Source organism: Rheinheimera salexigens, assembly GCF_001752395.1.
Lineage (GTDB): Bacteria > Pseudomonadota > Gammaproteobacteria > Enterobacterales > Alteromonadaceae > Alishewanella > Alishewanella salexigens.
In genome coordinates this window covers 26925-39566 of the sequence record NZ_MKEK01000001.1, presented here as the reverse complement: position 1 = coordinate 39566, position 12642 = coordinate 26925, and the positions used below count along the sequence as shown (strand labels likewise).

The window sequence follows — 12642 nt, the reverse complement described above, 5'->3', positions numbered from 1 at the left end:
TCATGATGATTAATCGTTACTCACTAGAATAGCTGGGTTTTTTGTATTCGTTCGCCGGCTAGTCAACCCTCGATCCGAGAAAAATAGCTCACCGCTTACGATACCAAACTGATTTAACCATGCAAGTAAGCATTAATACATTGAACTTCTGTAGATCAAGTCCTTAATATAGCCAGTCCTAGCTCAAATCATCACTATCTAAGATCTCCAGCTTGTAGATTGTGTATTTGCGCTTAGTAGCTGCGAGCCTTACAATAACGTCATTATTATAAAGTGGTTTTAATATGCGTATTCTGTCTCAAGTGTCAGCTGAACCTTTCTCAACTTTTAGATTTAAGCAAAATTTAGCCCAAGTTACGGAGTTAAATTCTGTTGCTGAGTTAGCTGCATATCAGCCAGAACAAACGCCTATAGTGTTGGGTGAGGGCAGTAATACCATATTTCTGCAAGATATCACCACACCGATATGCCGCTACACGGCTGCGAGTAAATCAATATTAGCAATAGACGATAACTATGGGTTGTTACATGTTGAGTCAGGCCATAACTGGCATGATTTAGTAACATGGGCAGTGGATAATAACTGGTGGGGTATTGAAAATCTGGCGTTAATACCGGGCTCTGTAGGCGCTGCCCCGGTACAAAATATTGGCGCCTATGGTGTGGAGTTCGCGGACCGTTGTTTATACGTCGATTTTTATCATTGGCAAAGCCAAACGGTACAACGAATTACTGCTGCTCGATGTCAATTTAGTTATCGAGATAGTATTTTTAAACAGCACTTGGCAGGCAAAGGTATTATTATCGCAGTGGGATTACTATTGCAAAAAAAGGCGTTGCCAATATTAAATTATAATGGGCTAGATAGTTTAGATAGCAAAGCAAGTATCCAAGATGTTTATAATACAGTGATCCGAGTAAGAAACTCAAAACTACCCTCTCCTGATCAGCTGGCCAATTGCGGCAGTTTTTTTAAAAATCCAATTATAACCCAACAACAATATGCTGTATTAAAACAACAATTCCCGAAGTTACCTGGTTATATTAATAATGACACCAGCATTAAAGTGCCCGCGGCTTGGTTATTAGAGCAACAAGGCTTTAAAGGGTTTCAGCACGGTGGTGTAGGCTGTTATGACAAACAACCACTAGTGTTAGTTAATTATGGTAACGGCACCGCAGATGAACTTGTGGAGCTAATTCAGAGGATTATCCAAGCCGTACAGTGTGCTTATGCCATTATATTACAACCAGAAGTCCGGCTGTTAACAGCAACAGGAATGCTGCACGGTGAGTAAATCAAGTTTAATCATTATCCGGACATTATTATCGCGGTTGAGTAATGGTGAGTTTTGTTCTGGTCAAATACTAGCTGATGAATTAGGCGTTAGTAGAACCGCAGTAGCAAATTATATTAACCAACTACAACAATTAGGCTTGGATATCTATAGTGTGCGCGGTAGAGGATATTGTTTTGCTGCAGCAATTACACTACTTGATGCTGCGCAGATTAATATTGCCCAAGGTGCCAAAAGACCACAAGTATTAGTGCATGAGATTACCGATTCAACAAATAGTCAATTACAACAACGAATTAAAGCCGGATTGATTACTGAATTGGGTGCGACAATTGTCGCTGAGGCACAAACAGCAGGTCGAGGCCGTCGAGGCAGAAATTGGTATTCTCCTTTTGGTACTAATTTGTATTTTTCAATGTATTGGCGTTTAGCACATGGCATGCAGGCGGCTATGGGTTTAAGTTTAGTGGTAGGCTTAGCCATAGTACGCACGTTACGTCAGCATTATGGCGTAGATGCTAAGCTAAAGTGGCCAAATGATGTCTACATTAATGAACAAAAAGTAGCTGGTATATTAGTTGAATTATCGGGTCAAGTTGATGCTGATTGCGATGCAATTATAGGCATCGGTTTAAATATACATATGCCAAGCACAGCAACTGATAATATTGATCAGCCTTTTACTACGTTAAGCCAACATACAACCGAATCGATTAATCGTAATCAGTTGATTATAAATTTACAGACTGAGTTGATTGCAATATTAACAGAATTTAGCCAATCCGGCTTTTCCTGTTTTGTGTCTGAATTTAATAAAGTTAACCAATATCAGGATCAAGCCATTAAAGTTATTTCAACAACTGAAAAGGTAGGTATTTGTCGTGGTGTTGATAAACAAGGAGCCTTACTGCTGGAAACTACGCACGCAATAGAGCCAATTTATGGTGGCGAAATCTCGGTTAGAGGGCATCAATAATATGTATTTATTATTAGATATAGGTAACACTCGATGCAAAGCAGCCCTATATGAAAATGGTAGCCTGAGGTTAGTGCAAGACTTAGCTACCATGGATATTAATCCAACTGATATTGAAGCCGTTATCGTTGCTAGTGTTGCTGCTGATGAGCAGCTACAAGTGTTAAAGCAAAAATTGAAATTAACAGATGTCCGCTGGATCCAGGTCCAATCTGAAGCAGCAGCATTTGGTATCAGAAACAGTTATAGCGAACCGGAAAAGCTAGGAGTTGATCGCTGGTTAGCTATGATCGCGGCAAAACAACAGTTACCGAATCATTCAATAATGGTGATAGACGCAGGTACAGCGGTGACAATTGACTGGCTTGATCCGCAAGGAAGTCATCAAGGTGGTTGGATTATACCCGGCTTAGCGATGCAACAACGTGCTGTTGTCAGCAATACCGCAAAAGTGCTAAATGCTAACGAGTTTAAGCCAGTACTGGCACCGGCAAATAATACGGCCACGGCTTTACAGAGTGGCTGTTTAGCGGCTGTTATTGGCGCTATCCAATTAGCTTGGCAAAATCATCCTACACAGCAAATAATATTAACCGGAGGTGACAGCTTATTGCTAGCAAGTCATCTAGATTCGTTACCGATTATTATAGAGCCCTTACTGGTTTTTCATGGCCTAAGTCGTTATTGTCGGCTTTAAATGTGCTTATTGCACACTTAATAGGCGCTTGATTAAGAAAAAAGCCTTTTTATGCGATTTAGTGTTGCACCGCTTCGAGCATTACACTAGAATTCGCACCCACTGACGTAGTGCCGCTTTAGCTCAGTTGGTAGAGCAACTGACTTGTAATCAGTAGGTCATCCGTTCGACTCGGATAAGCGGCACCATTAGTGTGTGTGGAGGGGTTCCCGAGTGGCCAAAGGGATCAGACTGTAAATCTGCTGGCACTGCCTTCGAAGGTTCGAATCCTTCCCCCTCCACCATTTTTACGTTAGTACATATAGCTACGAGTAGGCCGCGGGCATCGTATAATGGCTATTACCTCAGCCTTCCAAGCTGAAGATGCGGGTTCGATTCCCGCTGCCCGCTCCAATCAAAAATGCTGATATAGCTCAGGCGGTAGAGCGCATCCTTGGTAAGGATGAGGTCCCCAGTTCGATTCTGGGTATCAGCACCAGTTTGAACCTACCTTCTGCTATCATAATTAAACTCAATATTATAACTGCCGTTTTGTTAAAAGGGTCTACTCATGGCTAAGGCTAAATTTGAACGTATTAAACCGCACGTTAACGTAGGCACTATCGGTCACGTCGACCATGGTAAAACTACTTTAACTGCAGCAATCACCAACGTATTAGCAAAAACATACGGCGGTAAGGCGTTTGCATTTGATCAAATCGACAAAGCGCCAGAAGAAAAAGCACGTGGTATCACTATCAACACTTCACACGTTGAATATGATACGCCTGCACGTCACTACGCACACGTAGACTGCCCAGGTCACGCCGACTATGTTAAAAACATGATCACGGGTGCTGCGCAGATGGATGGTGCTATTTTAGTAGTAGCGTCTACCGATGGTCCAATGCCACAAACACGTGAGCACATCTTGTTATCACGTCAAGTTGGTGTTCCTTACATCATCGTGTTCATGAACAAGTGTGACATGGTAGATGACGAAGAGTTATTAGAATTAGTAGAAATGGAAGTACGTGAATTACTTTCAGACTACGACTTCCCAGGTGACGACTTACCAGTAATCCGCGGTTCAGCGTTAAAAGCGTTAGAAGGCGTGGAAGAGTGGGAAGCAAAAATCGTAGAATTAGGCCATGCCTTAGATACGTATATCCCAGATCCAGTACGTGCTATTGATATGCCATTCATCATGCCAATCGAAGACGTATTCTCAATTGCTGGTCGTGGTACTGTAGTAACAGGCCGTGTAGAGCAGGGTATTGTTAAAGTTGGCGAGACCGTAGAAATCGTAGGTATCAAAGACACAGTAGCGACGACTTGTACCGGTGTTGAAATGTTCCGTAAACTGTTAGACGAAGGTCGTGCAGGCGAGAACATTGGTGCGTTATTACGTGGTACTAAGCGTGAAGACGTAGAGCGTGGCCAAGTATTAGCTAAGCCAGGTTCAATTAAGCCACACACTAAGTTTGAAGGTGAAGTGTACGTATTGTCAAAAGAAGAAGGTGGTCGTCATACTCCATTCTTCAAAGGCTATCGTCCACAGTTCTACTTCCGTACTACAGACGTAACGGGTGCAGTAGAATTACCAGAAGGCGTAGAGATGGTTATGCCTGGTGACAACTTGAAGTTTGTTGTTGAATTAATTTGTCCAATCGCGATGACTGAAGGTTTACGCTTCGCCATCCGTGAAGGCGGCCGCACAGTAGGTGCTGGTGTAGTATCAAAAATCGTAGCGTAATAGCTAACGTATTGTAGATACCTAAAAGGCTCCGTAAGGGGCCTTTTTTATTGGCTACAGTTGGGATGAACCGAAAAAAAGTAAAAACTGTTTGCAATAAACGGATGCTGTGCTTGTGTTAGTCTGTGTAGACAGTATAATGAGCGGCTATTAAAAACTCGGTGTTAATATCGAGAAGTAGTCTAGAAATAGAATCTTGTAGGGGCGTAGTTCCAATTGGTAGAACAGCGGTCTCCAAAACCGATGGTTGGGGGTTCGAATCCCTCCGCCCCTGCCAACTTTTTTTGGTGTAGAAAAATCTACATCTGGTATTTAGTTGCTTTTAGCAAGTCAAGTGAAGTGAGTCGAAGCATGAGCGCAGCAAGTGAAACCCCAAAAAGTGGAATTGAATTAGTTAAATGGTTGTTGGTGTTTGCAATTTTAGCTGCGGCCGTTGTAGGTAATTATGTATATGAATTATCTGCGTTAGAACGTGCTATCGCCGTTGTCGTGCTGGTTATTATCGCGGGTGTGGTTGCAGGTCAAACGCACAAAGGCAAAACCTTTATTAATTTCGCTAAAGAAGCACGTACAGAAGTACGTAAAGTAGTGTGGCCAACACGGCAAGAAACGATGCAAACAACAATAGTGGTTTTGATTGCCACACTTATTATGGGTTTGTTGCTGTGGGGTTTAGACGCCATCTTAATGCGAATTGTATCATTTTTAACTGGATTGGGGATTTAAGACATGGCAGAAAAGATGCGTTGGTATGTGGTACAAGCCTTTTCTGGCTATGAGCAGCGGGTTGCAACTACATTGCGTGAACATATTCGTATTAACCAAATGGAAGAAATGTTTGGTGATGTACTAGTGCCCACTGAAGAAGTTATCGAGATGCGCGCAGGCCAAAAGCGTAAATCTGAACGCAAATTCTTCCCTGGTTATGTATTAGTACAAATGGAAATGTGTGAAGAAGCATGGCATTTAGTGAAAAGTGTACCGCGCGTCTTAGGTTTTATTGGTGGCACATCAGATCGTCCAGCGCCTATTTCTGAAAAAGAAGCCATGACTATCTTAAATCGTCTTGAAGATAATGCTGATAAGCCGAAACCGAAAACATTATTTGAAACCGGTGAAGTGGTACGTGTTACTGAAGGTCCATTTGCTGACTTTAACGGCGTAGTTGAAGAAGTCGATTATGATAAAAGTCGAGTTAAAGTATCCGTACTTATTTTTGGCCGTTCTACACCGGTCGAGCTTGAGTTTGGTCAGGTAGAAAAAGCGTAATTAAAGATTGTAAGCGGGCGCTGATTAAAATATAATCAGCGCCCTTTTTAACGTTGGGGAGCCGCTTGAGTAATTGTCCTCGCATTTACAAGGCTTAGACCCTAAAACAGAGGTGAAACATGGCAAAGAAAGTAACTGCACTTATTAAATTGCAGGTAAAAGCTGGTATGGCTAATCCGTCGCCACCAGTTGGTCCAGCATTGGGTCAACACGGTGTGAATATCATGGAATTCTGTAAAGGCTTTAATGCTCGTACAGAAAGCCTTGAAAAAGGAATGCCAATCCCAGTAGTTATTACTGTATATAGCGATCGTTCTTTCACGTTCGAAACACGTACTCCACCAGCAGCGTTTTTATTATTAAAAGCAGCTGGTTTAAAAAGCGGTTCAGGCCGTCCAAATACCCAGAAAGTGGGCAAGATCTCTGCAGCTCAGGTTGATGAAATCATAAAGATTAAGCAACCAGACTTAACAGCAGCGGATCATGCAGCAGCAGTACGTACTATTGAAGGTACTGCACGTTCAATGGGTTTAGAGGTGGAGGGTTAATCGATGGCTAAGTTAACAAAACGTGCAAAGTTAATCCGCTCTAAAGTAGATTCGACTCGTGAATACGACATCAACGAAGCCGTAGCTTTATTAAAAGAGCTAACAGCTGGTAAGTTTTTAGAAAGTATTGACGTAGCCGTTAATCTTGGTATTGACGCGCGTAAATCTGATCAAAACGTTCGTGGTGCTACTGTGTTACCTCACGGTACTGGCCGTACCGTTCGTGTTGCAGTATTTACTCAAGGCGCAAACGCTGAAGCCGCTAAAGCTGCCGGTGCTGACATTGTTGGTATGGAAGATTTAGCAGAGCAAGTGAAAAAAGGCGTAATGGATTTTGACGTTGTTATCGCATCACCAGACGCAATGCGCGTTGTTGGTATGTTAGGTCAAATCTTAGGCCCACGTGGTTTAATGCCAAATCCAAAAACTGGCACTGTGACTGCTAATGTTGCTGAAGCTGTTAAAAATGCTAAAGCTGGTCAAGTTCGTTACCGCAATGATAAGAATGGTATTATCCATACTACCATCGGTAAAATTGATTTCGAAAGCGATCATTTAAGAGAGAACTTAGAATCATTATTAGTAGCATTAAAGCGTGCTAAACCATCTGTAGCTAAAGGTGTTTTCATCAAGAAAGTTACCATTTCATCTACACATGGTGCAGGCTTAACATTAAACCAAGCATCATTAACTGCTACGGTTTAATCGTTAGTGCTTTACAGGGCGCAGTGGTTGTTTTATAATCTTGCGCTCATTTTTTAGGGTAGAAAATGCAGTTTAGGCTGCGTTTTCCGTCCAAGACCGTAGGTGCCATAAAAATTTTATGGCTTAAAATAACAACCTACGCAGACGGTGCAGACCCCAGGAAGAATTAGATTCCTTCTGGCCTCACCGTAAATCGCGCGCCTTATGGCAACATAAGGCGATGTGTAGGAAACTGGACAATAATGTCCAGATGAACCAGGAGTTAAGAGCCAATGGCTATTAAGCTTGAAGACAAAAAAGCAATTGTTGCTGAAGTCCAGGAAGCTGCCAAAGGTGCTTTATCTGCGGTAGTCGCAGACGCTCGTGGTGTCACTGTAGGCAAAATTTCTGCGCTGCGCAAGCAAGCGCGTGAAGCTGGTGTATGGATGAAAGTTGTCCGTAATACATTAGTACGCCGTGCAGTAGAAGGCACTGACTTCGAGTGTCTGAAAGATGTATTTGTAGGCCCAACGTTAATTGCGTTCTCTTCAGAGCACCCAGGTGCTGCAGCGCGAATTTTTAAAGAATTCGCTAAAGAGAACAAAGACTTTGAGCTTAAAGGTGCAGCTTTCAGCGGTGATACAGTGGATATCGAGTTGCTAGCATCGTTACCAACATACGACGAAGCTATTGCACGCTTGATGAGCACAATGAAAGAGGCAGCAGCCGGCAAACTTGTACGTACAATTGCCGCGGTTCGCGACCAAAAACAAGAGCAAGCCGCGTAATAATACGTTTGGTTTGATAGTAAAGTTTAATCGGGATTCGTCCCCTAATTTAGGGATCTGAGCAATGTCAGTGACTAAAGATCAAATCTTAGATGCTATCGCAGCAATGTCTGTAATGGATGTAGTTGAATTAGTATCTGCAATGGAAGAAAAATTCGGCGTTTCTGCCTCTGCTGCTGTAGCTTCTGCTGCAGGTCCAGCGGCTGCTGTTGAAGAACAAACAGAGTTTAACGTAGTGTTAGCTGGTATTGGCGCAAATAAAGTGTCAGTAATCAAAGCTGTTCGTGGCGCTACAGGTTTAGGTCTGAAAGAAGCGAAAGACTTAGTTGAATCAGCTCCAGCTGTTATCAAAGAAGGCGTTTCTAAAGACGAAGCAGCAGAACTTAAGAAAATTCTTGAAGAAGCTGGTGCCTCTGTTGAAGTTAAATAATCCGGCTTATACTGGATTGTTTGCCTGAGATGTAGGCTGGGCTGGTGATGAATTAATCACCGGCCTTTTTGCGCTGTGGGACAATGATTTCCCCACCCCGTTGCTACCATGGCTGGTATCAATTACATCCAATAATGGATGTCGGGAAAAAAATCAGCAAGCTGAGGAACCCCATGACTTATTCTTATTCTGAGAAGAAACGTATCCGTAAGGACTTCGGCAAGCGTCCGGAAGTTCTGGATGTGCCATACCTGTTGTCGATTCAGATTGAATCTTTCAGCAAATTTATCGAGCCAGATCCGGAAGGTGGCTACGGCTTAGAAGCCGCATTCCGTTCTGTTTTCCCAATTAAAAGCTACTCGGGTAGCGCGGAATTGCAGTACGTTAGCTACCGTATTGGGGAGCCCGTATTTGATGTAAAAGAATGTCAGATCCGCGGTGTCACATACTCAGCGCCATTACGCGTTAAGCTGCGTATGGTTATTTATGACAGAGAAGCAGCACCAGGTACGATTAAAGACATTCGTGAGCAAGAAGTTTACATGGGTGAAATCCCGCTAATGACTGAGAATGGTACTTTTGTCATTAACGGTACTGAACGTGTTATCGTTTCTCAGCTACACCGTAGTCCAGGTGTGTTCTTTGATCATGACCGAGGCAAAACTCACTCATCAGGTAAAGTGTTGTATAACGCTCGCGTTATTCCTTACCGTGGTTCTTGGTTAGACTTTGAATTTGACGCCAAAGATAATTTATTTGTCCGTATCGACCGTCGCCGTAAATTACCGGCTACGATCTTATTGCGTGCATTAGAATTAAGTACTGAAGAAATCTTAGAAACTTTCTTTGAAAGCACTAAGTTCGAAATTAAAGATGGCAAACTGCTTATGGCAGTGATTGCTAATCGTCTGCGCGGTGAAACTGCTGCATTCGATATTAAAGACAATGATGGCGAAATTATCGTAGAACAAGGTCGCCGTATCACCGCCCGCCATGTGCGTCAGCTAGAAAAAACTGGCATGACCATGATGGAAGTACCACATGAGTACGTAGTTGGCCGTGTCTTGTCAAAAAATTACGCTGACCGTTCAACCGGAGAGATTATTGCCGAGGCGAACGCAGAGCTCACATTGGAGCTGTTAGCAACACTGGCTACTGCCGGTTATGATAGTTTTGAAACACTGTATATTAATGACTTAGATCACGGTGCTTATGTCTCTGAGACAATTCGTATTGATCCAAGTAGCAACAAGATGGAAGCGCTTGTTGAAATCTACCGTATGATGCGTCCTGGTGAACCACCAACGCGCGATGCGGCTGAAACATTATTCACAAATTTATTTTTCTCTGACGATCGTTATGACTTATCAACAGTAGGTCGGATGAAGTTTAACCGTCGGGTAGACTTTGAAGACAATATTGGCGCCGGTATCTTAAGCAAAGAAGATATTTTAGCGGTAATGAAAGTGCTTATCGATATCCGTAACGGACACGGTGAAGTGGATGATATAGACCACTTAGGTAACCGTCGTATTCGTTCAGTTGGTGAAATGGCAGAGAACCAATTCCGTGTTGGTTTAGTTCGTGTTGAGCGCGCAGTTAAAGAACGCCTATCGTTAGGTGATTTAGATGCGGTTATGCCACAGGACTTAATTAATGCTAAGCCTATTTCAGCAGCGGTTAAAGAGTTCTTTGGTTCAAGCCAACTGTCTCAGTTTATGGACCAAAATAACCCGTTATCAGAAGTGACGCACAAACGTCGTATCTCGGCGCTTGGCCCAGGCGGCTTAACACGTGAGCGTGCTGGTTTTGAAGTACGTGACGTTCATGCTACTCACTATGGTCGTGTATGTCCTATCGAAACGCCTGAAGGTCCAAACATCGGTTTAATTAACTCTTTATCAATGTTTGCCCAAACCAACGAATATGGTTTCTTAGAAACGCCATATCGTCGTATCGATAACGGTGTAGTTACTGATGATGTAGATTACTTATCTGCTATCGAAGAAGGTAACTTCGTTATTGCACAGGCCAACGCTGAAATTAGTGCTGAAAATCGTTTAACTGAAGAATTGGTACCGTGTCGTTATAAAAACGAAACCACGTTAATGCCTGCAGACAAAGTACAGTATATGGATGTTGCACCGCAACAAATCGTATCTGTTGCTGCCGCATTGATACCGTTCTTAGAGCACGATGATGCTAACCGTGCCTTGATGGGTGCGAACATGCAACGCCAAGCTGTACCAACCTTACGTGCTGATAAGCCGTTAGTCGGTACCGGTATTGAGCGCGTTGTGGCTAAAGACTCGGGCGTAACCGTGGTAGCGAAACGTGGTGGTGTTATCGACTATGTCGACGCTAGCCGTATTGTTATCAAAGTTAACGAAGACGAAACTATTGCAGGCGAAGCGGGCATAGATATCTATACCCTGACTAAATATACCCGTTCAAACCAAAACACCTGTATTAACCAACGTCCTTGCGTTAATCATGGTGAACCTATTGAGCGTGGTGACGTACTTGCTGATGGCCCATCTACCGATTTAGGTGAATTGGCGTTAGGTCAGAATTTACGTGTCGCCTTTATGCCGTGGAATGGTTACAACTTCGAAGACTCGATTTTATTATCAGAGCGCTTAGTACAAGAAGATCGTTTAACCACTATTCACATTCAAGAATTAAGCTGTATCTCACGTGATACCAAACTTGGCTCTGAAGAAATAACGGCTGATATTCCAAACGTAGGTGAATCTGCACTGTCTAAGTTAGACGAGTCAGGTATTGTTTACATTGGTGCCGAAGTTAAAGGTGGCGATATTCTGGTTGGTAAGGTGACACCTAAAGGTGAAAGCCAGTTAACACCAGAAGAGAAACTGCTACGAGCAATCTTTGGTGAAAAAGCGTCTGATGTTAAAGACTCTTCTTTACGTGTGCCTAACTCAGTATCAGGTACTATTATTGACGTCCAAGTTTTCACTCGCGATGGTCTTGAAAAAGACAAGCGTGCACGTGAAATCGAAGAGATGGAAGTAAGACAGGCCAAAAAAGACCTTAACGAAGAATTCCGTATTCTAGAAGCTGGCATTTGTAATCGTGCTCGTAACCTGCTTGAGCAAACCGGTTTAGACCGTGCGATGCTTAACACCTTAAAAGGTGACAATTTGTTTAATCAGAGCTTAAGCGATGAAGAAAAACAAAGTGACTTAGAGCAGTTAGCGACTCAATTCGAAGAAATTCGCGTTGAATACGATAAGAAATTTGAAGCTAAGCGTCGCAAAATCACCCAAGGTGATGATCTTGCTCCTGGCGTGCTTAAAATCGTTAAAGTTTACTTAGCCGTAAAACGTAGTATCCAGCCAGGTGATAAAATGGCCGGCCGTCACGGTAATAAGGGTGTAATCTCTACTATCGTGCCTGTTGAAGATATGCCATACGATGAACACGGCAAGCCGGTTGAAATCGTGTTGAACCCGCTGGGTGTACCATCGCGGATGAACATTGGTCAGATCTTAGAAACACACTTAGGCTTAGCGGCTCGTGGTATTGGTGACAAAATTGACGCCATGATCAAAGAGTACAAAGAAGTGGCTGAGATCCGTGAGTTCTTAACTAAAGTATATGCTTTAGGTGAATCACGTCAAAGCGTTGATATTGCAAGCTTCACTGATGATGAAGTACGTCGTTTAGCTCAGAACTTACGTGCAGGTTTACCGGTGGCAACACCAGTATTCGATGGCGCGACAGAAGCTGAGATTAAACAACTGCTTGAGCTTGGCGATTTACCATCAAGTGGTCAAATCACCTTGTATGATGGCCGTACTGGTAATAGTTTCGAGCGTAAAGTAACCGTAGGTTACATGTATATGCTGAAACTGAACCACTTAGTAGACGACAAAATGCACGCTCGTTCTACTGGTTCATACAGCTTAGTAACGCAACAACCTCTGGGCGGTAAAGCACAGTTCGGTGGTCAGCGTTTCGGTGAGATGGAAGTGTGGGCACTTGAAGCATATGGCGCAGCGTATACGTTGCAAGAAATGCTGACAGTGAAATCAGACGACGTCAATGGCCGTACTAAGATGTATAAAAACATCGTAGATGGTGACCACAGAATGGAACCTGGCATGCCAGAATCTTTCAACGTATTAATGAAAGAGATCCGTTCGCTTGGTATTAACATCGAATTGGAAGAGGAATAAACCGACCTTGAGTTG

The 12642-nt window shown here is 43.0% G+C and carries 11 protein-coding genes and 5 tRNA genes; all 16 read left to right on the top strand.

The features are described 5' to 3' along the window. Window positions 1-284: 284 nt before the first annotated feature. The 16 genes from murB to rpoB all read left to right on the top strand — a co-directional run bounded on the left by murB (window position 285) and on the right by rpoB (window position 12627). Window positions 285-1298, top strand: a complete 1014-nt coding sequence (gene murB, locus BI198_RS00255; RefSeq protein ID WP_070047734.1) for a UDP-N-acetylmuramate dehydrogenase — start codon at window positions 285-287, stop codon at window positions 1296-1298. Then, on the top strand, window positions 1291-2274 hold the full coding sequence (gene birA / locus BI198_RS00250; protein ID WP_070047733.1) for a bifunctional biotin--[acetyl-CoA-carboxylase] ligase/biotin operon repressor BirA: 984 nt from the start codon (window positions 1291-1293) through the stop codon (window positions 2272-2274). The genes murB and birA overlap by 8 nt, the downstream gene beginning before the upstream one ends. Then, entirely contained in the window at window positions 2240-2971 is a 732-nt protein-coding gene (locus BI198_RS00245; protein WP_235605177.1) for a type III pantothenate kinase, read from the top strand. The genes birA and BI198_RS00245 overlap by 35 nt, the downstream gene beginning before the upstream one ends. A 112-nt stretch (window positions 2972-3083) precedes the next feature. Continuing rightward, window positions 3084-3159 (top strand) — tRNA-Thr (locus BI198_RS00240). Between the two features lie 11 nt (window positions 3160-3170). Beyond that, window positions 3171-3255: transfer RNA gene (locus tag BI198_RS00235), tRNA-Tyr, on the top strand. Between the two features lie 34 nt (window positions 3256-3289). After that, window positions 3290-3364, top strand: a tRNA-Gly gene (locus tag BI198_RS00230). Window positions 3365-3373: 9 nt separating this feature from the next. Then, window positions 3374-3449: transfer RNA gene (locus tag BI198_RS00225), tRNA-Thr, on the top strand. Between the two features lie 72 nt (window positions 3450-3521). Continuing rightward, entirely contained in the window at window positions 3522-4706 is a 1185-nt protein-coding gene (gene tuf / locus BI198_RS00220) for an elongation factor Tu (protein WP_070047720.1), read from the top strand. A 200-nt stretch (window positions 4707-4906) separates the two neighbouring features. Continuing rightward, a tRNA-Trp gene (locus BI198_RS00215) sits at window positions 4907-4983 on the top strand. 74 nt (window positions 4984-5057) lie between these two features. Further along, window positions 5058-5432 carry a preprotein translocase subunit SecE gene (secE, locus tag BI198_RS00210; protein WP_070047731.1) on the top strand — a complete coding sequence of 125 codons (375 nt, stop codon included), beginning with the start codon at window positions 5058-5060 and terminating at the stop codon, window positions 5430-5432. Window positions 5433-5447: 15 nt separating this feature from the next. Beyond that, on the top strand, window positions 5448-5975 hold the full coding sequence (nusG, locus tag BI198_RS00205) for a transcription termination/antitermination protein NusG (RefSeq protein WP_141728897.1): 528 nt from the start codon (window positions 5448-5450) through the stop codon (window positions 5973-5975). Between the two features lie 119 nt (window positions 5976-6094). After that, window positions 6095-6523, top strand: a complete 429-nt coding sequence (gene rplK / locus BI198_RS00200) for a 50S ribosomal protein L11 (RefSeq protein WP_070047729.1) — start codon at window positions 6095-6097, stop codon at window positions 6521-6523. A gap of 3 nt (window positions 6524-6526) precedes the next feature. Further along, window positions 6527-7228, top strand: a complete 702-nt coding sequence (gene rplA, locus BI198_RS00195; protein WP_070047728.1) for a 50S ribosomal protein L1 — start codon at window positions 6527-6529, stop codon at window positions 7226-7228. Between the two features lie 272 nt (window positions 7229-7500). Then, window positions 7501-7995, top strand: coding sequence for a 50S ribosomal protein L10 (rplJ, locus tag BI198_RS00190; protein ID WP_070047727.1), 495 nt, complete (start codon window positions 7501-7503; stop codon window positions 7993-7995). A 64-nt stretch (window positions 7996-8059) separates the two neighbouring features. Beyond that, window positions 8060-8425, top strand: a complete 366-nt coding sequence (gene rplL / locus BI198_RS00185) for a 50S ribosomal protein L7/L12 (RefSeq protein WP_070047726.1) — start codon at window positions 8060-8062, stop codon at window positions 8423-8425. Window positions 8426-8598: 173 nt separating this feature from the next. Beyond that, on the top strand, window positions 8599-12627 hold the full coding sequence (gene rpoB, locus BI198_RS00180) for a DNA-directed RNA polymerase subunit beta (RefSeq protein WP_070047725.1): 4029 nt from the start codon (window positions 8599-8601) through the stop codon (window positions 12625-12627). Window positions 12628-12642: the final 15 nt, after the last annotated feature.